The organism is Desulfovibrio sp. JC010 (genome assembly GCF_010470675.1).
Lineage (GTDB): Bacteria > Desulfobacterota > Desulfovibrionia > Desulfovibrionales > Desulfovibrionaceae > Maridesulfovibrio.
The window spans coordinates 96,058-116,771 of sequence record NZ_VOIQ01000015.1; the positions used below are offsets into that span (position 1 = coordinate 96,058).

Annotated in this window: 25 protein-coding genes; 21 read left to right on the forward strand and 4 right to left on the reverse strand. The window is 49.8% G+C overall.

Annotated elements, in window-relative coordinates; all coding sequences use genetic code 11:
- Positions 1–395: 395 nt before the first annotated feature.
- Both FMR86_RS16395 and FMR86_RS16400 read left to right on the forward strand, forming a co-directional pair.
- On the forward strand, positions 396–1,676 hold the full coding sequence (locus tag FMR86_RS16395; RefSeq protein WP_163352487.1) for an adenylosuccinate synthase: 1,281 nt from the start codon (positions 396–398) through the stop codon (positions 1,674–1,676).
- Positions 1,677–1,964: 288 nt separating this feature from the next.
- Positions 1,965–2,831 carry a DNA polymerase III subunit delta' gene (locus FMR86_RS16400; protein ID WP_163352488.1) on the forward strand — a complete coding sequence of 289 codons (867 nt, stop codon included), beginning with the start codon at positions 1,965–1,967 and terminating at the stop codon, positions 2,829–2,831.
- Between the two features lie 22 nt (positions 2,832–2,853).
- Here FMR86_RS16400 and FMR86_RS16405 read toward each other — a convergent pair whose 3' ends face one another.
- Positions 2,854–3,624, reverse strand: a complete 771-nt coding sequence (locus FMR86_RS16405) for an ABC transporter substrate-binding protein (protein ID WP_163352489.1) — start codon at positions 3,622–3,624, stop codon at positions 2,854–2,856.
- 626 nt (positions 3,625–4,250) lie between these two features.
- Positions 4,251–5,138 carry a DMT family transporter gene (locus FMR86_RS16410; RefSeq protein WP_163352490.1) on the reverse strand — a complete coding sequence of 296 codons (888 nt, stop codon included), beginning with the start codon at positions 5,136–5,138 and terminating at the stop codon, positions 4,251–4,253.
- 124 nt (positions 5,139–5,262) lie between these two features.
- Here FMR86_RS16410 and FMR86_RS16415 point away from each other — a divergent pair, with 124 nt between their 5' ends.
- From FMR86_RS16415 to pgsA, 7 genes are all read left to right on the forward strand, one after another.
- Positions 5,263–6,876, forward strand: a complete 1,614-nt coding sequence (locus FMR86_RS16415; RefSeq protein WP_163352491.1) for an MBL fold metallo-hydrolase RNA specificity domain-containing protein — start codon at positions 5,263–5,265, stop codon at positions 6,874–6,876.
- A 4-nt stretch (positions 6,877–6,880) separates the two neighbouring features.
- The gene (gene rsmD / locus FMR86_RS16420) at positions 6,881–7,441 is read left to right on the forward strand and encodes a 16S rRNA (guanine(966)-N(2))-methyltransferase RsmD (RefSeq protein ID WP_163352492.1); all 561 of its coding nucleotides are present in this window, start codon (positions 6,881–6,883) and stop codon (positions 7,439–7,441) included.
- On the forward strand, positions 7,429–7,929 hold the full coding sequence (gene coaD / locus FMR86_RS16425; RefSeq protein ID WP_163352493.1) for a pantetheine-phosphate adenylyltransferase: 501 nt from the start codon (positions 7,429–7,431) through the stop codon (positions 7,927–7,929). Before rsmD ends, coaD begins: the two co-directional genes overlap by 13 nt.
- Positions 7,930–7,932: 3 nt before the next feature.
- A complete protein-coding gene (gene miaA / locus FMR86_RS16430; RefSeq protein WP_163352494.1) occupies positions 7,933–8,850 on the forward strand; it encodes a tRNA (adenosine(37)-N6)-dimethylallyltransferase MiaA in 918 nt (305 codons plus the stop codon).
- A 170-nt stretch (positions 8,851–9,020) separates the two neighbouring features.
- Positions 9,021–10,061, forward strand: a complete 1,041-nt coding sequence (locus tag FMR86_RS16435) for a hypothetical protein (RefSeq protein ID WP_163352495.1) — start codon at positions 9,021–9,023, stop codon at positions 10,059–10,061.
- Positions 10,062–10,087: 26 nt separating this feature from the next.
- The gene (locus tag FMR86_RS16440) at positions 10,088–11,050 is read left to right on the forward strand and encodes a hypothetical protein (protein WP_163352496.1); all 963 of its coding nucleotides are present in this window, start codon (positions 10,088–10,090) and stop codon (positions 11,048–11,050) included.
- Positions 11,051–11,059: 9 nt separating this feature from the next.
- Positions 11,060–11,635 carry a CDP-diacylglycerol--glycerol-3-phosphate 3-phosphatidyltransferase gene (pgsA, locus tag FMR86_RS16445; protein WP_163352497.1) on the forward strand — a complete coding sequence of 192 codons (576 nt, stop codon included), beginning with the start codon at positions 11,060–11,062 and terminating at the stop codon, positions 11,633–11,635.
- A gap of 71 nt (positions 11,636–11,706) precedes the next feature.
- On the opposite strand, the gene FMR86_RS16450 is transcribed toward pgsA, so the two are convergent.
- Positions 11,707–11,892, reverse strand: coding sequence for a twin-arginine translocase TatA/TatE family subunit (locus tag FMR86_RS16450; RefSeq protein ID WP_163352498.1), 186 nt, complete (start codon positions 11,890–11,892; stop codon positions 11,707–11,709).
- A 188-nt stretch (positions 11,893–12,080) separates the two neighbouring features.
- On the opposite strand from FMR86_RS16450, the gene FMR86_RS16455 reads away from it, so the two are divergent.
- The 12 genes from FMR86_RS16455 (at position 12,081) to infA (ending at position 19,971) form a co-directional block, all read left to right on the forward strand.
- Positions 12,081–12,455, forward strand: coding sequence for a hypothetical protein (locus tag FMR86_RS16455; protein ID WP_239057267.1), 375 nt, complete (start codon positions 12,081–12,083; stop codon positions 12,453–12,455).
- 153 nt (positions 12,456–12,608) lie between these two features.
- The gene (locus FMR86_RS16460) at positions 12,609–13,406 is read left to right on the forward strand and encodes a hypothetical protein (RefSeq protein WP_163352500.1); all 798 of its coding nucleotides are present in this window, start codon (positions 12,609–12,611) and stop codon (positions 13,404–13,406) included.
- A gap of 14 nt (positions 13,407–13,420) precedes the next feature.
- A complete protein-coding gene (locus tag FMR86_RS16465; protein ID WP_163352501.1) occupies positions 13,421–14,131 on the forward strand; it encodes an HAD family hydrolase in 711 nt (236 codons plus the stop codon).
- A gap of 191 nt (positions 14,132–14,322) precedes the next feature.
- A complete protein-coding gene (locus tag FMR86_RS16470) occupies positions 14,323–14,613 on the forward strand; it encodes a YggT family protein (protein WP_163352502.1) in 291 nt (96 codons plus the stop codon).
- Positions 14,614–14,628: 15 nt separating this feature from the next.
- Entirely contained in the window at positions 14,629–15,132 is a 504-nt protein-coding gene (locus tag FMR86_RS16475; protein WP_163352503.1) for a DivIVA domain-containing protein, read from the forward strand.
- On the forward strand, positions 15,129–15,449 hold the full coding sequence (locus FMR86_RS20615; protein ID WP_163352504.1) for a DUF167 domain-containing protein: 321 nt from the start codon (positions 15,129–15,131) through the stop codon (positions 15,447–15,449). The genes FMR86_RS16475 and FMR86_RS20615 overlap by 4 nt, the downstream gene beginning before the upstream one ends.
- Before the next feature lie 31 nt (positions 15,450–15,480).
- Positions 15,481–15,699, forward strand: a complete 219-nt coding sequence (locus tag FMR86_RS16485; RefSeq protein ID WP_163352505.1) for a DUF465 domain-containing protein — start codon at positions 15,481–15,483, stop codon at positions 15,697–15,699.
- 12 nt (positions 15,700–15,711) lie between these two features.
- The gene (gene ilvB / locus FMR86_RS16490; protein WP_163352506.1) at positions 15,712–17,406 is read left to right on the forward strand and encodes a biosynthetic-type acetolactate synthase large subunit; all 1,695 of its coding nucleotides are present in this window, start codon (positions 15,712–15,714) and stop codon (positions 17,404–17,406) included.
- A 9-nt stretch (positions 17,407–17,415) separates the two neighbouring features.
- Positions 17,416–17,898, forward strand: coding sequence for an acetolactate synthase small subunit (gene ilvN / locus FMR86_RS16495; RefSeq protein WP_163352507.1), 483 nt, complete (start codon positions 17,416–17,418; stop codon positions 17,896–17,898).
- 129 nt (positions 17,899–18,027) lie between these two features.
- Positions 18,028–19,017: a ketol-acid reductoisomerase gene (gene ilvC, locus FMR86_RS16500; RefSeq protein ID WP_163352508.1), complete on the forward strand. Its 990-nt coding sequence runs from the start codon at positions 18,028–18,030 to the stop codon at positions 19,015–19,017.
- A 282-nt stretch (positions 19,018–19,299) separates the two neighbouring features.
- A complete protein-coding gene (locus tag FMR86_RS16505; RefSeq protein WP_163352509.1) occupies positions 19,300–19,566 on the forward strand; it encodes an RNA-binding protein in 267 nt (88 codons plus the stop codon).
- Positions 19,567–19,752: 186 nt separating this feature from the next.
- Positions 19,753–19,971: a translation initiation factor IF-1 gene (infA, locus tag FMR86_RS16510; protein WP_027722537.1), complete on the forward strand. Its 219-nt coding sequence runs from the start codon at positions 19,753–19,755 to the stop codon at positions 19,969–19,971.
- Positions 19,972–20,067: 96 nt separating this feature from the next.
- Here infA and tsaA read toward each other — a convergent pair whose 3' ends face one another.
- Positions 20,068–20,460, reverse strand: a complete 393-nt coding sequence (gene tsaA, locus FMR86_RS16515) for a tRNA (N6-threonylcarbamoyladenosine(37)-N6)-methyltransferase TrmO (protein ID WP_163352510.1) — start codon at positions 20,458–20,460, stop codon at positions 20,068–20,070.
- Between the last annotated feature and the right edge of the window lie 254 nt (positions 20,461–20,714).

The following is a 20,714-nucleotide window of genomic DNA, read 5'->3' on the forward strand; positions in this document are numbered from 1 at the left end:
GGGGAATGTGGTGTTTTACCGAATAAATGTAATAAAAAAAGGAGAATAACGCCAAGTACACAACAATATTGAAAATATGTTGTGAAAAAAGTATCAAAATACCCGTTTTTGGGTCATTTAATTTACTTTGATGTATTGACATTTCCCCAAAAGATTTTTTACGCATTAAAACCCGTCTGCCGTGCTTATTGCTGGCGTGCACCTTTTAAAAGGGGTATTAACAGCAGGTAAGCGGACCTTCTTGAGCGGCCCTTACGGATTTTTATTCAGCGACAGGCCCCGTTCCTGTCATTATACGTCAGACGCAGTGCCGCTATCAAGTAATCAAATTACAGCAAGAATTCCATGCCTTAAGTCAAGGCATGCGTAAATACTGTAGAAGGAGCACATTAGTAATGGCTAATACCGTAATCGTGGGAACCCAGTGGGGGGACGAAGGCAAGGGCAAAATCGTTGATATGCTCGCCGAACAAGCAGGTGCGATTGTACGTTTCCAGGGCGGAAACAATGCAGGTCACACTCTTGTTGTGGAAGGAGAGCAGTGTATCCTGCATCTCATCCCGTCCGGGGTTCTCCATCAGGGTAAAAAGTGCCTCATCGGTAACGGTGTCGTACTCGACCCCGAGGTTTTTCTCAAGGAGATTGACGGACTTGCCGAAAAAGGCGTGGATGTCTCTCCCGAGCGTCTGATGATCAGCAAGAAGACCCAGATCATTATGCCTTACCACAGGCAGATGGATAACTGCCGTGAATCCCTCAAGTCCGCTGATAACAAGATCGGTACCACCGGTCGCGGCATCGGCCCCTGCTACGAAGATAAAATGAACCGCTGCGGCATCCGTGCTGCGGATCTCGCTGATCCTGAACTGCTGCGTACCAAGATTGTAGCAGGTCTTCAGGAGAAAAACGTTCTTTTTGAAAAACTTTTCAACGTTGAGCCCCTTGATGCTGAAAAGGTATATCAGGAAATCCTGCCCATCGCTGAAAGGGTAGCACCTTACCTCGCTGATGTTTCTTCCGTTATTCAGGATGTTAACAAAGCCGGTCAGGACGTGCTTTTCGAAGGCGCGCAGGGCGTACATCTCGATATCGATCACGGAACCTATCCTTTCGTGACCTCTTCCAACGTTGTATCCGGTAACGCTGCTGCGGGTTCCGGATGCGGTCCCAAACAGCTGGAACGCATTATCGGTATCTGTAAGGCGTACACCACCCGCGTCGGTGCCGGTCCTTTCGCTACCGAGCTGTTTGACGAAATCGGCGACACCCTGCAGAAGAACGGTCACGAGTTCGGTGCAACCACCGGACGTAAACGTCGTTGCGGCTGGCTGGATATGGTTGTCCTGCGCGAAACCGCGCGTCTTTGCGACCTTACCGAGTTCGCCCTGACCAAGCTGGATGTCCTTTCCGGTCTCAAAGAAATTAAAATCTGCGTTGCCTACGAGTATCGCGGTGAAAAAGTCGACTATCCCCCGCAGGAACAGAACGGCATGGCTCACGTCAAGCCCGTTTACGAATCCATGCCCGGCTGGGATGAAGACATCACCAAGGCAGCTTCCTACGACGAACTGCCCGAAGCCGCGCGTAACTACATCGCACGCATTGAAGAACTCTCCGGCGTAAAAGTCGGCATAGTCTCTGTCGGTCCCGACCGCGCTCAGACTATTGTAAGATAGTGATGCCTCCGGCGGCAGGGGAAGGGGAAACTCTTGCAAGAGTTTCCCCTTCCCCAGACCCCATCCCCTTCAGAACCTTTTATTAGGGCTTCGCCGCAGGGGATGTTACGGAGTACGCAGTATTTAAATATTTTTTCCCACGTATGACTTTGCGTGGGATTTGGTGTTTTTAAGCTGGTGCGTTTTTTGAATTTAAAAGACGCGAAGCATACTAAAACTTTTTGGGATTCTTAAACCCTTTTGGAAAAGGGTTTAAGGCCCCCGGCAGGGTCGCCGAAGGCTTTCTACATGTTCACATCTATTCAAGAAACTGCTTCGAGGCAGAATTTAGTTCTTCCCAGATTTGCGAAGCTGGCGCAGAAACCTCCGCAATGCCTTTTGATTGAAGGCGGCAGTGCTGACGAGCGTATGGACATGGCCCGTTACTGGGCTTGTGTGCTGAACTGCGAAAACGGTCAGGAACCGTGCGGCACCTGCCAGTCCTGCCGGCAGATTGCGGGGGATGCTTTTAACGATTTTCTGCTCATCGACCGTGAAGAAAATGACAGCGGCACCGGGCTGAAGCAGGATATCTCAGTAGATTCCATCCGTGAACTGCTTCCGGTCTGGGGCCAGCCTCCCAATGGCGGCGGTACTCGCGTTACGGTGGTCCGTGAAGCGCAGCACCTCAACGGCAACTCTGCCAACGCGCTGCTCAAGACTCTTGAAGAACCCCGCCCCGGTAATGTTTTTGTGCTTACTGCACCGCAACGTGAACGGTTGCTCGAAACCCTTGTCTCCCGCAGCTGGGTAATCACCCTTGCATGGCCTACTGATCAGCAGAATTCCCCGGAAGTTGCGCAGTGGGTCAATGCCATGCTGAAGTTCTGGCGTTCCGGTCAGGGCTGGTTTGCCCGTACCTCCGCTAAAGGTGCGCTGGATAAGGAGATGGGCTTGCAGGTGGTCATGGGCTGTCAGCGGGAACTCAAGAACGCGCTCGTAAATCCTCAATATACCCCTGCTGCCGATGCGCTTTCAGGCCTGTTCGATCCGAAAGGCTTACGCAGGCTCGATCTCGTGCTCGGCAAGGCGCAGGAATCCCTCAACTACAACGTAAACCCGCCCCTCGTTCTGGACTGGGTCTGCACTGCTGCCATGCCTAAAAGACGGCGGTAGGGGGGGGCTGTCGCTGTCTTATTCAGTTCGCAATCCAACGTTCGTTCTTTATCTCAACAATAGCAGCATTGATTTCTTGTATGGTCGCATCTGAGACATCACGTGAAAAAATCAGATGACGTTTATTTCCGTTAATTATATCTGCCAGTGACATGAAATAAAAGTAATCTTCTTTGTAGCCGGATTGTTTGATAATTGTAGAAATTTCTTCCGGGGCCAGCAGGCAGAAATCAATTTTTCCGTTATGCAGCATTTTGATCAATTGCTGTGTTGTGCCGGATAGTGAGTGTACTGATTGAGGGTGCTGCCTCAGCAGTCTGTCCACATATTCGCCCATGGAATGTCCGGCAACATACCCTGTCTTGAATTGGTCCTGAGCAAGAACATCTTTCAGTGTTCTGAATTTATAGAATTTTTTGTGATCTTCAGTTCTTAGTAATAAGCCGAATGGCTCATTTTCGTATATCGGCAGTGAGAATTTCGCATATTCTTTGCGTTCTCTGGTTTTAAACCAGCCAATGGATGCAAAATTACCGCCCTTTTTGATGGTATGAAGAATCCTTTTGGACGGCATGCTTTTATAGGTGCATTTATGCCCTGCCTTCTCCATTATTTGTTTGGTAAGATGAAGTAGAAAACCTTCCGGCTTGTTGTCTGCGGTAGTGAAGTAGTAGGGCGGAAGTTCAATATAGCCGACTGTTATCTGTTCAGCGTAGGACGGCACATAGAATAAACACAAAAAAGAAAGCGCGATTATGGTGGATGCGATGGATTTATGAAAATATTTTTTCATGCTTTCTTTGTTTGGTGCTTTGATATTGAAGCTGCAACTGAATTTAAGGTATTGAATTCTAATATGACTTATCGCGCATAATATGCCACATACAGCGAGTGCTGTCTATAATACTGTGAATAAAAGGCAAAAGAAAACCCCGGATGGAACATAAGTTCCGTCCGGGGGGCTTTACGTACATGTTGCACAGATTACAATGTAACGTGTCCTGACCACATGTTAACGGTTTGCTTTTAGTTTTACCTAAATTACGCGTATCAACCAAGATTAGCGGTTGTTGTGAAGTTTTATTTTCAACGCGTCTAAACCGATTTGATGGTTGGTTACAAAGTTTCAATAAATCCGTTTTGCCGTAGAAGAGGGGTTCCGTTTTCGCATTTGCCGGGATAACCGGCGATTTCCAATCTCTCCGTGGGCCCGTTGGAGGTCTTAAAAGAACTCTCGCGGTAGGCTCCCCTCGAATTGAGCCTCGTCGTGAGACTCGCTTTTAGAAAGTGACATCAAGTTGATTTCACTCCCGTCTTGAGGGTTGGTTGCGAGTTGCGTTATGAACAACTACCTCTGCCTTTGATTAAAAGATAACTCCGCTTAAGCTACGCGTCAACACTAAAATATATTTTTTGTGTTTAATTCTTTTTGCCCAGCTGTTGGATGATGTTCCCGCCCACAATAAAAAGCAGGCCGACCAGTGTTGAGGGCAGGATTTCCTCCCCCAGAATGAAATGGATCAGGATCAGCGAAAGGAAAGGGGAAAGGAAGATCAGGTTGCTGACCCTTGATGCTTTCTCCGTAAGTTTCAGAGCATTCAGCCAGAGGGCGAATGTTATACCCATTTCAAAGAATCCCACATAAGCTGCGGAAAGGATGGCCGGGACTGCCAGCGGCGGCGGTCCGGAAAATATAAGCATGGCTACGGTCACAAAGGGCAGTCCGAAACAGAAATTCAGGAACAGTCCTATGAGCGGATCGGATTTACTTTTGGCGTTTATGATCCAGTACAGGGACCAGAGGATGGTGCTGAAAAGGGCCAGAAATACCCCGTAGCCATTGCTGAACTGGATATCGAGCAGGTTGCCGTGGGTGGAGATAACCACCACACCCATATAGCTGGTCAGTATTGCCAGCAGTTCACGCATGGTCATCTTCTGGCCCAGCAGGGGGATGGAAAGCAGGGAAAGGGTTATCGCCCATGTGTAATTGAGGGGCTGGGCTTCCTGTGCAGGAAGCAGGGCATAAGCTTTGAAGAGTACGATGTAATACAGGAACGGATTGAGCAGGCCGGGCAGACCGCATTTGAGCATTTCTTTTTTGCTCATCTGCTTTATCTGTGCGGTTTTATTTTGTATCTTTAAAATGGTGAAGAGTGACACGGTAGAGAAGATAGTCGCGTAAAAGAGCAGGTGCAACGGGGTCATGTAGCCCAGTGCTATCTTGAATGCCGAGGCCACCGTGGACCAGATGAGTACGGCGGATATACCGTACAGATACGCTTTTTTCTGGTTATGCTGCTGCAATTTCTAGTCGCTCCGCTGTTGCTTGAATCTGATTAATGGTGCATGTAACTGTGCATTCGAATTATCAAAAAAAGCATGGCTAGCATAGTTGGAAATGATTTCAGGTTAAGATTCGGGAGGATGAATGAAAATTACTTTTATGGGTGCCGCCAAGACTGTTACCGGTTCCTGCTATATAATTGAGACTGAAAATGCCAGATTCGCCGTTGATTGCGGCCTGCATCAAGGTAACGCCGAGATTGAGAAGCGTAACAAAGGGATCGCTGACTATGATCCCAAGAAGCTTGATTTCATTCTGATCACCCATGCCCATATCGATCATACCGGGCTGCTGCCCGCTGCGGTGCGGGCCGGGTTTGACGGTCCCATTTATATGACCACCCCCACCCGCGACCTGCTGGATATCATGCTGCTGGACAGTGCCTACATTCAGGAAATGGAAGCCGAGTGGAGCAACCGCAAAAGATTGCGTAAAGGCCAGCCGCCCCTCAAGCCTATTTACGAGCAGGAAGATGCTATCAAGACCGTGCCGCTCATGCGTACCATACAATACGGCGCAAGTTTTGACCCTGCCGAAGGTGTGACCGTAAATTTCAAGGATGCCGGACATATTCTCGGCTCGGCCTTTATTGAGCTGTGGATAAAAGAAGCGGGAGAGACCACCAAGATCGTTTTTTCCGGGGATCTCGGACACAAGGACCAGCTCATTGTGCGCAACCCCAGTATCATTGAGAAAGCTGATTACCTGCTCATGGAATCCACCTACGGCGACCGTAACCACAAGGATTCCTCCAACAGCCTTGATGAACTGGCCCAGGCCATTGCCTATAGCTATGAGCGCGGGGGCAAAGTCGTAATCCCGGCTTTTGCAGTGGAGCGTTCACAGCAGCTTATTTATACCCTGTACCTGCTTTACAAGGATGGAAGGCTCCCGGCGGATATGCCTGTTTATCTGGACAGCCCCCTTGCCATCAAGGCTACGGAAATTTTCAGGAACCATCCGGAGTTTTTTGATCTTGATACCAAGGAACTCATGCATAACGGGGATGATCCTCTTTCCCTGCCCAACCTGAAATTTACCCTGAGCACCGAAGAATCTCAGGCCATCAACAACACTTCCGGCCCGGCCATTGTGATTTCCGCCAGCGGCATGGCCAATGCGGGGCGCATCAAGCACCATCTGCGTCATAATATCTGGCGTAAAGAATCAAGTGTGGTATTTGTAGGTTATCAGGGCGTGGGTACTCCGGGCCGTAGACTGGTCAACGGTGCTGACAACATTTCCATTTTCGGCGAAAAACTAACTGTGGAGGCGAAAATCTTCACAATCAACGGTTTTTCGGGTCACGCCGGGCAGGATGAGATGATTGACTGGCTGAAACACTTTGACAGTCCGGCCATGAAAGTCATATTGACCCACGGCGAACCAAAAGGACAGAAAGTGCTGGCCGGACTCATCAAGCAGGAGCTCGGCTACAAGGTGCATATCGCCGATTACCGTGAAGAGCTTATGCTGGTACCCGGCGGCGAGATCCAGCCTGTGGTCAAATCCAGGGTTGCCGTTACTGAGCCTGAAATTGATTGGGAATTCCTGCTTAAGGATTCGGAGAAACTTTTCAGCGAATTCAGGGGTAGATTGGATAAAGTTAAGGCCCAGTCCTTTTTGAGCCAGACCGAGCTGCGCGACAGGCTGCTTGAAATCAACCGTCAGGTTGTGGAACTTATTTCGGAATTATAAAATTATGAGACTTATCAGCGGTAAATACGGCGGGCGGGTGATCAAGACCGCCAGCGGTCCCGGCTACCGTCCGGCAACTTCCAAGGTCCGGCAGGCTATTTTTTCCATGCTCGAATCAAGGGGCGTGGACTGGGAGGGCTTACGCGTGGCGGATATGTTCGCCGGGTCCGGCAGCCTTGCCATCGAAGCACTCAGCCGGGGGGCGGAGTTCGCCCTGTTTGTGGAAAAGAACGGGCGCGCCGCGAATCTGATCAATACCAATCTCAAGGATCTGGGCGCATCCCCCAAAGAGTACAAGGTTTTTAAAACCGACCTTTTCAAGGTGCTTGGTAAGTCTCCGGATAAACCGTACGACCTTATTTTTATCGATCCGCCATATGGATACGACCTGCTGCCGGGGGCCCTTGATGCGGCCCTTGAAAACGGCTGGCTTTCCGAAGACGGATTTGTGCTGGCGGAAGTGGAGGATAAGGTTGAGCCTCCCCAGTCGGAACATGTGGATCGCCTCGACCTGCTGGTCAACAAACTCTACGGTCAAACAAGGATTTTATTATGGCAGAAGTAAAACCGGTAACTGCAGTATTCCCCGGAACCTTTGATCCTTTCACCCGTGGTCATTTCTCATTGGTCATGCGCGGGATCAAGACTTTTCATAAAGTAATCGTCGCCGTGGCCGGCAGCACCTCCAAGAATACTAAATTCTCTCTTGAGGAGCGGGTGGACATGGCAAAACGCATTTTTGAGCACCATCCGCAGGTGGAGGTTGATTCTTTTGACGGACTGCTGGTCCATTATGTGGAGCAGAGTCCGGCCAATGTGATCATGCGCGGTTTGCGCGCGGTTTCCGATTTTGAGTACGAGTTCCAGATGGCCCTTATGAACCGCCGTCTTGATAACGACATCCAGACCGTCTTCCTTATGACCGATTACAAATGGATGTATCTCAGCTCAACCATCATCAAGGATGTGGCCGTAAACGGCGGAGACATCAAAGGTCTGGTTCCGCGTCAGATCTACGATGAAGTAATCGAAAGGCTTGTTCCCGGAAAATAAGTCATGGAAGAGCGCAGACCTGTTGTATGCATCCTCGGTCCCACCGGGGCCGGGAAGACTGCCACTTCACTGGGCATGGCCCGTAAATTTCCGGTGCGGGTGATCAATTTTGATTCCCGGCAGGTTTATACGGATTTCCCGGTGATCACTGCCCAGCCCAGCCCGGAAGAACGGGCAGTCTGTCCTCACGAGCTGTACGGTTTTCTGTCCACCACCGAGACCATCAATGCTTCCGGTTTTGTCGATCTTGCCAAGGAGCGCATCGATGCTTCCGTAGCGGACGAACTCCCGGTACTGGTGGGCGGTACGGGCATGTATCTGCAAAGCCTTATTTCCGGTCTTGCGCCCATTCCCGACATCCCGGACGAAATCCGCGAGCGCATCCGCAAGCGCGCGGAAGAAGAGGGCGGTCCGGCCCTTTATGCCGAGCTGGAAAAGGTGGACCCGGAATACTGCACCCGTACCCATCCTAACAATCGCCAGCGCAACGCCCGCGCTCTTGAAGTATACGAAGCCACGGGCAAACCTTTTACATGGTGGCATAACCGTGAGGTTCCGCCGTCCCCGTACAAATTTCTGAAGATCGGCATCAAGGTCGATCTTGATGAACTGACTCCGTTGCTCAAGCTGCGTATCGAAAAGATGCTCGAAGCCGGGGCAGTGGAAGAAGCGCGCAGGGCTTGGGAAAAATGCCCGGATGAAAACGCGCCCGGCTGGACCGGAATCGGTTGTATTGAGCTTATGCGTTTCATCAAAGGCGAAATCGACATGGATGAGACCGTTCGGCTCTGGGCCAAGAATACCCGTGCCTATGCCAAGCGGCAGCTGACATGGTTCAAGCGGGAGCAGGATATCCACTGGTTCGCGCCTGAGGAACATGACAAGGCTGTTAATTTTGTAGAGCAGTGGCTTGCGGATTAAAGCTTGGAAGGGTAGGACGTTTTAGTTATGCTTCGCATGTAGCTTTCTATGACGAATTTCGAATACAAAGACGGCGAAGTCCTACTAAAAGTTTTTGGGATTCTTAAACCCTTTTTTTAAAAAGAGTTTAAGGCCCCCGGCGGGGTCGCCGAAGGCAATACAGGTACATAATGAAAAAATTTATATTCTTTACAATATTTATTCTGCTCGTAGCTTCTTTTGCTCATGCCCAAGAGCAAACCATAGATAAAAGTAACGGCTTCGGCGGTCTGATCGAAAAAACAGACGGCTCCGTTATCAACTGGGCGGACGGTTTTATTTCTGCTTCTTCGGAAATCAAACTCATGGCGGACAGCATCGACCCGGTTCGCAGCAAGGCTCTTGCTGTGCGGCAGGGCGGTGTTCAGTCCCGTAAGGGACTGCTGGATGTGGTGCTCGGTCTGCCTGTGGATGGTAAGCGCAAGGTTTCCAGACTGTTGAAAAATGATCTCAAATCTTTGAATTCCCTGCGTGGGTACGTGCAGAATTCATTGTTTAATACCGCGCTTGGCAACGGGACAGTGGAAGTTACTTCGTCCCTGAATCTGCGTAACGGTCTTTCTTCCATAATTATTCCGCCGACCCTTTCTTTCCAGACAGGTATCCCGCCGACCATCTCCGGTGAGCGCGGTGAAACCGGGGTGGAATTGCAGGCCCTTGAAAGCGGCGAGAACGGCTATATTGACAGCACCGTGTACAGCGGCGTGGTTGTTGATGCCAGAGGGCTGCCTTGTAATCCCGTCCTGCTGCCTCTTATTTATGATGGCAAAGGTGTGGGTGTGTACGGCAGTTTTGCAGTCAGCAGGGGAGCGGTTCTCAAGCAGGGACTGGTAGCCTACATGGTTGATGATAAATCAGAAACCATGCGTGCCCGGGTGGGGAATTTTCCCCTGACTGTAAAGGCGGTTAATACCCACGGTCCTTCACGCAGTGATTTTATTCTTTCCTTGGAAGACGCCGCAAAAGTACGGGCAGTACTTAAACGTAAAACAGTGCTTGAGAATTGTGCTGTGGTTGTTCTTGTGGATGGCCCTGATGCGGCTGTGAAAAATGACGAATCCGCTGAATTTGTTGAAGAGGGCCGGTCGCAGGAAGAACCTGCCCTGAATAACGACGGCATACAGGAAGATTCCCTTGATGAAACTCCCGCAACTCAGAATCCACAGCGTTAATTAAGAATACAGACCGGAGCGATAAAGTGAAATTTTCCTATCAGATAAAGTCTTTTGTTTTGGCGGCCTGTGTTGCTGTGCTTTGTTCGGCACTTCCCGCCCATGCAGTGAAGGTTCAGATTTTTAAAGCAGTGGACCCGGACCCGGAAAAGCAGGTTGCCCAGCGGACCCTGCGGCAGGAAGCGGTTACTGAAGCCTTTGCTCAGGCACTGTTTGCCGAAGCTTCACGCATGATTCCCGGAACTCTTTCTGCTACAAGGACAGAGGCGGTTAAAAAATCTTTCGGCAAGCATTACGAAGAATACATCAGCGGCTACAAGGATATGAATGTCAAAGTGGCTGAGGACGGTGTTTCCGTTTCCATTGATGTAAACGTTAACCGCAAAAGCCTGCGGGGGGCGTTGAAAAAGATGGGCCTGTTTTCAAGTGTTGAAGTTCCCGCGCAGATCAATGTGGATAATGGCAAGTATGTCTTGAATGAAGAACGCCAGCTTAAGCAGAATGAAGAAATAAGCGAATTTATAGCACTTTACGGACTCACTAACTCCACCGTTGCTGATAGCAATGGTACTGCCGCTGTCTTCTCCGTGCGCCATGCTTCCAAGAAACGCTGGGCCGGTGAACTGCAGTCCTCCCGTGGTAAATGGTATGCTTCCGGCAGCAGCATGGAAAGTGTCTGGCGTGAACTCTGGGGTAAGTATTTCGGTTCTGAGAATATTGATGCGCTCATGAATCCCAAAGCCGTGCTGGTCGTTAACGGCTGGTTCAACCCCGATGGCGTGCGCGAATTCGGCCGCAAGCTGAAATCATGGGATTCTGCCGTGCAGGAAGTGAAGCTGCTGGATGTGCAGATGCAGCCCACCGCTGTGTCGGCAAGCTGGGCCATTGAAATTTCCGACCAGTGGGTTCTGCGTGGCTATCTGAATGATTACCTGCCTCCCCGCGGGCTGACTTTCAGTCTGGAAGGGCTTGAGGAGAAAAAAGAATAAGGAAGGATTGTGCCGAGCGGGAAAATCTGGACCATACCCAACCTGATCACTATTTTCAGGATACTGCTCACGCCGGGATTTGTGATTGCCTACCTCGACAGCAACTTCCTTGCGGCGTGGCTTCTTTTTATGGTGGCCGGGTTTTCGGATGGTCTGGACGGCTTTTTGGCCCGGGTAATGAAGCAGCGCACCGAATTCGGGGCCATGATTGACCCGCTGGCTGATAAGATTCTGCTCGTAACTTCTTTTATCTGTCTTTCCGCACAAGGTTTTATTCCGGTCTGGCTGACCGTGCTTGTTGTTTCACGCGACCTGATAATCGTGGGCGGGCTGTTTCTGCTTAAATTTTACGGCGTGGAAGTGGAAAAGAGGATTCAGCCACTCTGGACCAGCAAGATTACTACAGCGTTGCAGTTGCTGGTGGTATTTTCTGTTTTAACCGGGCTGGCTTTTAGACTGGACGTAAGCTTTATGTCTCCCGCAGTGGAGATAGTCACTGCGGTGTTTACCTTTGTTTCCGGTTCTATTTACCTCAGGCGGGGGCTGGTCATGTTTGCTGAAGAGGTTGGGGACGGGGCAAAATAAAACCCCGGCTCGCAACGCAAACCGGGGTTTTGCAGGGTGAACCTGCAAAAAATCAAGCTGACAGCAGAAGCTTAAGCTTCTTTATCTTTGTCTTTTGACGGAGTTACGTCAATTTCTTCAGATTCGCTGCTTGCCTTTTTAAAATTCTGAATTGCACGGCCCAGTCCGCTGCCCACTTCGGGAAGCTTTTTAGCTCCGAAAATCAGGATGATAATACCCAAAATTAAAAGAATTTCTGTGATTCCTAAACCGAACATTTTAATCCTCCAATGCTAGACGGTAATGAACTTTTACACGGGCCTTGTGCTTTGGTCAAGAATGTCTTCTTATCCCGGAACGGCACGGAAAATTTATATTTTTAATCTTTACAAAGACGCGATGCGTACATAATTCATCCTGTGTAAGTTTAACCCTTTCAGGCCGTTGGCCGGGGTGTCCCGGAGGAATGTTTTTGGTGAAGGTAACTAAAATGCCGGGCCGCATGTGCCGGTTCTACATGAATGGAAGGTGTCTCTATGAAGAGATGCTTAATCCCGGATATAACCGGGAATGGCGTTGCCGGGTCCTGAAGGATCTGGAAGGGGAGTACGATAAACTCCTGCTGCAGGCCGATAATTTCCATCTGGATGAGCAGGCTTTTCGCGATCTCTGGGAAAGAAGGATCGAAGAACACTTGAAATCCACTGTAGTGTGTCGCAAGATGGTCCCGCGTGAAGAGGAGGGCTTTCCCTTCTGCGGAGCACTGCACGAAGAAATATGTCTTTTTGAGCAGCCTGAATGCGAAGGTGTGTGTAATCTCTTCAAACCACGTAAGGATTAGAATTTTATATTGCCGGATTAGGATTATTAATGGCGAAGCCCAAATAAAAGGTTTTGGGATTCTTAAACCCTTTTGCAAAAGGGTTTAAGCCGCCGGAGGCAACATCTTTCAATAAAAAGCGCGAAGCGCATCATATCCGTAAAGGAGCAGGTCATGTTAATATATTTTCCGCAAATGCATGAGGAACTGGTCGGGGAAAAGGTCGAGGGTGCGTTGATTTTTGATCCGGGCATCGACCGTGATGTGACCGGCGAAGTGCCTGTTTTCCGTCCTGAAGATCTGCCCGTGGAGCCGCAAACATGCGCACGCATGGTTGCTGACTTCGTCAGTTATGGTGAATCCCTCGGCGAGATGTTTAAATTCATCGCCAACCCCCAGTCCAATGATAAGGACCAGTTCGGGGAGCGTACTTCAGCCATCCATAATGAACTGACTGCCCGTATTTCTCCTGATGCTGAAGATAAGGGGCGTGAAGAAGCGCGTATCCAGAATCAGGTCGTGCTGGCCCTTTGCTATGCTTATGAAGAAAAACATCTGGAACTGGGCTCCCTTGAACAGAACCTGACCGATAAATGGGCCGGGTTCGGGGAAAGCCTCGGTCTTGATGTTGAAGACGAGGATGACCGCAAGGCCATGGCTCTCGGCGGGCTGATGGCCAACCTGCCCGGAACAGGCGGCGGCGATGTGCAGCTGCCGTGGCAGAAGGTGCTGGAAGGTTTTAGCCTGCTGCTGCCGGACAATTGCGTACTGGTCACATCTGATGTTGATGCGGTTTCCTTCTGGCGGGATCGTGATTTTGAATTTTATGAAAAAGAAGGACTGCTGGCGGAAAAGGCTCTTGTTCTGCGCGAAAAAGCGTGGAAACTGCTGGGCTTGTCTTCTCTTCCCGAAGAAAGGCAGTGGCTTGAGCGGGAAATGACCGTGGTCCTTAATGTCCAAGAAGAAAATTAAAAGGGAGTCCTGACATGGAATCCATACATATCAGTCCGGTCACACCTCCTCAGGTGGTAAAAGAAATCAAGGGTATAATCTTTGATTGCGACGGGGTGCTGATTAATTCGTTTCAGGCCAATAAATGGTACTACAACAGGTTTAAGGAAAAGTTCGGCCTTGAGCTCATGAACGCTGAAGAGGAAAAGCAGGTGCATGCGCTGACCCATGCCGATGCACTGAAGTATATCCTGCCTGAAGAATTCCACGAAGAAGCTTTTGTTTACAGCACTGATCACTCGCATAAGGAAGGGATCAATTATATTGAGGTGGAAGAGGGCTTGACCCGGCTCTTGGAATGGTTGAGAACCCACAACATCCGTATGGGGATCAATACCAACCGCACTGACACTCTTCCCATGGTCCTGCAGAAATTCGACATTGAGAGTTTTTTCTCGCCCATGGTCACCTCGCAGACTCTTCCTAACAGCAAGCCGCATCCCGAAGGCGTTCATTATATTCTGCAGAAGTGGAATATGAAGCCGGAGGACGTGGTCTACATCGGTGATACATGGGTGGATGAGCGTTGTGCCGAGCGTGCCGGGGTCGAATTCTGGGCCTATCGCAGCACAGGGCTTAATGCCCGTTTTCATATCGACAGCTACTGGACGCTTTGCAACCTGCTGGAAAAGGCCCGCAATGATGTCTGGTCCGGTTGCGGTTGCGGTCAGCAGAAGTTTATTTAATTCAGTATGAAAGGTTAGGACAGGGCGTCCGGGGCTTGATTTTGCGCCCCTTCTTTCGTGACCCGTGTTCTTATATTTAATAGAATTAAGGTAAATTTGGAAAAACAGTTGATTCTTGAATCCTGCTGTGCCAATTTATAGTCAAGATCGGAAGCGGCTGCTTCTGATCCAGCCCGTTAGGAGTATGTTAAATGGATTACGTGATTCTTGCCGTGGCGAAGGTCCTTTCGCTTGTTCTTAATCTCTATATGTGGGTGGTTATCATTTCCGCTCTGATTACTTGGGTCAATCCTGATCCCTACAATCCCATTGTCAGATTTTTACGCAGTGTGACCGAGCCTGTCTTCGCCAAAGTGCGGCAGTATCTTCCCTTTGTGAATATCGGTGGATTTGATCTTTCCCCCATTGTCGTTCTTCTGGCAATCCAGATGATCGACATCGCTCTGGTGGGCAATCTCACCAGACTTGCTTATGGTATGTAAATACCGGAGGTGGGTATGAGTCTTTCTAAAATAGACTTGCTTAATAAGAAGTTTTCAAAATCCCTGTTCGGGTATTCCAAGAGCGAAGTTGACCAGCTCATGGTCGAGCTTGCGGATGTTCTGGGTGCTTCTGCCGATGAAAAGAAGCAGCTACAGAAAATGGTTTCCCGCCGGGAAAGCACCATTACCGAGTTCCGCCAGCGTGAGGAAACCCTGCGCGACACCCTGATGACCACCCAGAAGATGGTGGACGACCTTAAGGCTACCGCAAGGAAGGAGGCTGAGGTCATCATCAATGAAGCCCACTCAAGGGCGGAGGTGATCCTGCAGCAGGCCCATAACAGGCTGGCCCAGATTCATGAAGACATCAACGAATTGAAGCGGCAGAGAACCCGTTTTGAGGTTGAGCTCAAGGCTCTTCTTGAATCTCATCTCAAGACGCTCGAAATCGGTGATCCCGAGGTTGAGAAGGTTGAAGCCATCGAATCCAAACTTAAATTCTTCAAGAAGGCCAAGTGACCGAAGTTATTGCTGAACTCCCATCTTACATAAGGCCCTGCGGACACGGTTCGTGGAGGGTCTCCGTATGGGTGCAGCCCGGTGCCAAAAACGAGGGCGTTACCGGGGAGTATCAGGACAGCGTGCGTGTGCGTATAAACGCGCCCGCTGTTGATAACAAGGCCAACAAGGCTCTTGCCGCATTTGTCGCGACCCGTCTGGGTCTCAAAAAACGAAATATTTCCATTGCATCAGGTCATTCCAACCGTAAAAAGGTTTTACTGGTGGAGTCTGATGTCGAACCGCGTTGGGAAGGGATAATCCCTGCCGGCGCCTGAGTTGCAAACCAATTGCAAAAAGGAGTTTCAAATGGAACAGAGAGAGATTGAACTGATCGAGCAGCTAGCGGGCCAGGACAGCGAAATTAACGCCCTATGGAACCAGCACAACGAATTTAAGAAACTCATCGATAAAATGGAAGCTAAGAGCTACCTGAGCGAAACCGAGACTCAGGAAGTTAAAGAACTCAAAAAGAAAAAACTCGCTGGAAAGACAAAGCTGCAGGCTTTGCTCGACAAGCATAAATAAGGGAGGGTAGCCATGGAGCTCACCGGAGCTCAGATATTTCTTGAATGTCTGAAAAAGGAGGGTGTGGACGTCGTATTCGGATTCCCCGGAGGGGCAGTAATCGACATATACGACGAATTACCCAATTATCCGTTTAAGCACATACTTGTAAGGCACGAACAGGGTGCAATCCATGCTGCGGACGGCTATGCACGCGCCACCGGCGATGTAGGAGTCTGCCTCGTGACATCAGGTCCCGGAGCGACCAACACTGTTACCGGCATAGCAACGGCGTACATGGATTCAATTCCGGTGGTTATTTTCACCGGGCAGGTTCCCACCCCGCTGATCGGAAACGATGCGTTTCAGGAAGTGGATATAGTAGGAATCACCCGTCCCTGCACAAAGCATAATTATCTGGTCAAGGACATCAAAGACCTCGCCTACACCGTCCGTCAGGCTTTTTATCTGGCCCGTACAGGACGCCCCGGCCCGGTTCTGGTTGACCTGCCCAAGGACATTATGCAGCAGAAATTCGAGTTTAAGTGGCCTGAAGATGTGTCGCTCAGGAGCTATAATCCTAATCTGAAACCGCATGCGCGGCAGATTAAAAAAGTCGCAAAATTGATCGAAGGTGCAGAAAGACCCTTGATTTATGCAGGCGGAGGGGTTATCAGCTCTGGAGCTGAGGATGAACTGACATGGCTCGCCAAGAGTCTTGACATTCCGGTGACAGCTACTCTTATGGGGCTGGGAGCCTTTCCCGGTGACGATCCCCTCTGGCTGGGGATGCTGGGAATGCACGGCACCTACGCCGCAAACATGGCAATAAATAACGCGGACCTCGTCCTGGCAATCGGGGCGAGGTTCGATGACCGTGTGACCGGCAAGGTCAGCACATTTGCCCCCAAAGCCACTCTTGTTCACATCGATATTGACCCCACCTCAATTCAGAAGAACGTAGCCGTACACGTGCCGCTGGTCTCCGACTGCAAAAGCGCATTGTCTGCATTAAAGAGTGAAATGGAACCGAGGCTTGAAACCGTGGACTGGGAAGTTGCCCACGCCGTATGGGTCAGGCAGGTTCAGGAGTGGGCTGAAACCCATCCTCTGCGCTATAAAAAGAGCGAAACTGAGTATATCAAGCCCCAGCGGGTCGTGGAGAAAGTCTACGAAATCAGCAAGGGTGAAGCCATTGTCGCCACCGAAGTGGGCCAGAACCAGATGTGGGCCGCCCAGTTCTATAAGTTTAAACGCTCCAAATCATTCCTTTCATCTGGTGGTCTCGGCACCATGGGCTTCGGACTTCCCGCAGCTCTGGGTGCTCAGATGGCCTTCCCGGACAAGCTTGTTGTCAACATTGCCGGAGACGGTTCCATCCAGATGAATATTCAGGAAATGATGACTGCCGTATGCAACAACCTTCCCGTAAAAATTGTTATCTTGAATAACGGCTATCTCGGAATGGTCCGCCAGTGGCAGGAGCTTTTTTACAACCGCAACTACTGTGAAACCTGCATGGATGCCCAGCCGGACTTCGTGAAACTTGCCGAAGCATACGGAGCCGCCGGGTACCGGGTTACTGAAGAAAAAGACCTCGAACCGATGCTCAAGGAAGCTTTCTCCAACGGAAAGCCCACCATCATCGATGTCCGCGTGGATCCGGAAGAGAACGTGTACCCCATGGTTCCCGCCGGTGCTTCATTAACCGACATGCTGCTCGTTTAGGAGGAAGTAATGAGACATACTTTATCCGTGACAGTTGAAAACGAGCCCGGGGTTCTTTCCAGAGTTGTAGGACTGTTCAGCGGGCGAGGATTCAACATTGAATCCCTCAACGTTGCTCCCACCCTTGAGGAGGGAGTTTCCCAGATGACCATTACAACGCTCGGTGATGAGCACATCATGGAGCAGATTGTGAAACAGCTGCGCAAGCTGGTTACAGTCATCAAGGTCGTTGATATGGCGGAACATAAGGCCGTTGAGCGTGAAATGGTTATTCTCAAGGTTAATGCCGAAGACACCAAGCGCGCAGAGATTCTACGCATTGTAGATATCTTCCGCTGCAAGGTTGTGGACGTCAGCCCGGATGAACTTTCCATTGAAGTTACCGGCGACCACGGCAAGATCGAAGCTCTGATCAACATGCTCACCCGTTTCGGTATTAAGGAAGTAGCCCGCACCGGCACCGTCGCCATGAAACGTGCCCTGCAAGCTTAGGACAAAATTTCATAAACATTTCGGCACAGGAGTGCCCTCCGGCTGGCTTTTTAAATCAAGGCGAGCCGCCGGGAAACTATTATTAAGTTTCGTGTCCGAATTAAAGAGAACAACATCTAGGAGAAAGCAATGAAAGTTTATTATGAAAATGACGCTGATCTGAATCTGCTCAAAGATAAGACAGTTGCCATCATCGGTTACGGCAGTCAGGGCCACGCCCACGCACAGAACCTTCGTGATTCCGGCGTTAAAGTTGTAGTTGGTCAGCGTCCCGGCGGCGCAAACTACGAACTCGCCAAAGAACACGGTTTCGAACCCGTAAGTGCAGCTGAAGCAGCAGCACAGGCCGATCTCATCATGATCCTCCTGCCCGACCAGGTTCAGGCTGAAGTGTACAAAAACGACATCGCACCCAACCTGAAGTCCGGCGACGTCCTTGCTTTCGGACACGGTTTCAACATCCATTTCGAACAGATCACTCCTCCTGCGGACGTTGATGTAATCATGGCTGCTCCCAAAGGACCCGGCCACCTTGTACGCCGCACCTACACCGAAGGCGGAGCTGTTCCCGCAATCATCGCTGTTGATCAGGATGCTTCCGGTAAAGCTTTCGATATCGCACTTGCTTACGCAAAAGGCATCGGCGCAACCCGTTCCGGTGTACTGCAGACCACCTTCCGTGAAGAAACCGAAACCGACCTTTTCGGTGAGCAGGCTGTTCTCTGCGGCGGTCTCTCCGAGCTGATCAAAGCAGGTTTCGAAACCCTCGTAGAAGCGGGTTACAAGCCTGAAATCGCTTACTTCGAGTGTCTGCACGAATGCAAGCTGATCATCGACCTCATTTACGAAGGCGGTCTCGCCAAAATGCGTGATTCCATTTCCGATACCGCTGAGTACGGTGACCTGACCCGCGGTCCTCGCGTTATCAACGAGGAAAGCCGCAAGGAAATGAAGAAGATCCTCAAGGAAATCCAGCAGGGTGAATTCGCTCGTGAATTCATCGCCGAGAACAATAACGGTAAGGCTCATTTCTCTGCCATGCGCCGCATTGGTAAAGAACACCAGATCGAGCAGGTCGGTGGCGAACTCCGCAAAATGATGAGCTGGCTCAAGAAGTAAACGCCCGCTCTTTATAAATATTATGGCCCGCGTGAAAAAAGTTTAATTAAATAACCTTTTTTGCGCGGGCCTATTGCTCTTTTATCCTCCTTGAGGTATGGGGCTACATAGGCTACCGGATTTCAGCCGAATATCATAGATTGTCTTTATAGGTATTTTGTTGAGTGGCTGGTTTTCTCAGCGGGTTTCTGAGGTCAGCGTTAGTCGTAAAGAATTTCTTTTAGTTCGAGAGCGGCGGTCTGGTTTTGTTTTAAGTTCTAACGATTTATGGAGTTTTTTGAGATGTCGAAGAACATTTACGTGGGCAATCTTCCCTGGAGCTCTTCCGAGGAAGATGTGAGGGCAGCTTTTGAAGAATTTGGTGAAGTTATTTCTGTTAAACTCATCAATGACCGTGAAACCGGCCGCCCCCGTGGATTCGGTTTTGTTGAAATGGAAGACAATGGTGCAATCAAAGCTATTGAAAGCCTTGACGGTACTGACTTCGGTGGCCGTAACTTGAAAGTTAATGAAGCCCGTCCGAGGGAAGAGCGTCCTAGACGCTGGTAATTTGTTGCGATTTGGTATAAAGCCCCTTTGGGCTGGTGAGAATATGTTGTTCTTACCGACACCATTTTGTACCTAAAGACAGTCTTGATATTCCCGAGTCCGGGAAAATCGAAAATTAAGCCCGCTGTCGCAGTTGCGAGTGCGGGCTTTTTTTTATGTAACTACTTAAGAATAAGAGGAATAATTTTGGCTAAAGAAGAAGGAATTGCAGTTAATGGCACCGTGGAAGAAGCTCTCCCTAACGCTATGTTTCGCGTAGAGCTTGAAAACGGTCATGAGGTTCTGGCTCACATCTCCGGTAAGATGCGTAAGTTCCGCATCAGGGTTATGCCCGGTGATAAGGTTACTGTTGAGCTCTCTCCTTACGATCTCACTCGCGGCAGAATTACTTACCGTCCCCGGTAGTAACTACCCGAGATTTCACGATACCTGTATCGATGGAATACCCCATGCGGGGTCGGTCCTTCTGTAACCGACCCCGTGGGATGGTAGTTCCATTTTTTAACGCTGGTCAATTTTGATATCTACCAGCGGCGTTCCGTCTATGGCTTCCATAGGGCGGACTTTTATTTTGCATCCGTCCACTTCAGTGATGGTTACCGGGTGCAGGCCGATGGGATTCGGTCTGTCCGGGGAACGGGTGGAAAATACACCCCGTTTCGGCCTTGATTCATCTCCGCGTGGATGAACTTTCTGGCAGCTGCGGTCTGCTTCGTGCAGCCATGTAAAGAGCAGTATTTCGCTTCCTACGCTGAGTCCGTCCATGGATTCACTGAATTCTTCCTTGATTTCCACAATAGCTTCCACGCCGCCTTCGCAGCCCTGTTTGGGGGCGTTTTCTCTGTCTTTTATTTCTGAATAGACATAGCCGATTATTTCAAGATTTGTATTCATGATTAGGGTGGGGTTGAAGTTGATTTTTGTTATTAATTAGTTTTTTTATTTTTTTATGTCCAGCGTTGGACAAAAGAAAAGCGGGTAACCTGAAATCAGGTTACCCGCTCAGATTGCTGACAAAGTCCTCGCCTTTTGGTGAGGACTTTTTTATATTGTTTGCATGTTAAAAAAGCCTGAGCAAAAGCAAGTCACTGTTGAGTTGGTTACGATTGAAGAATTGGTTCCTGAGAACCATTTACTTCGAAAGATAA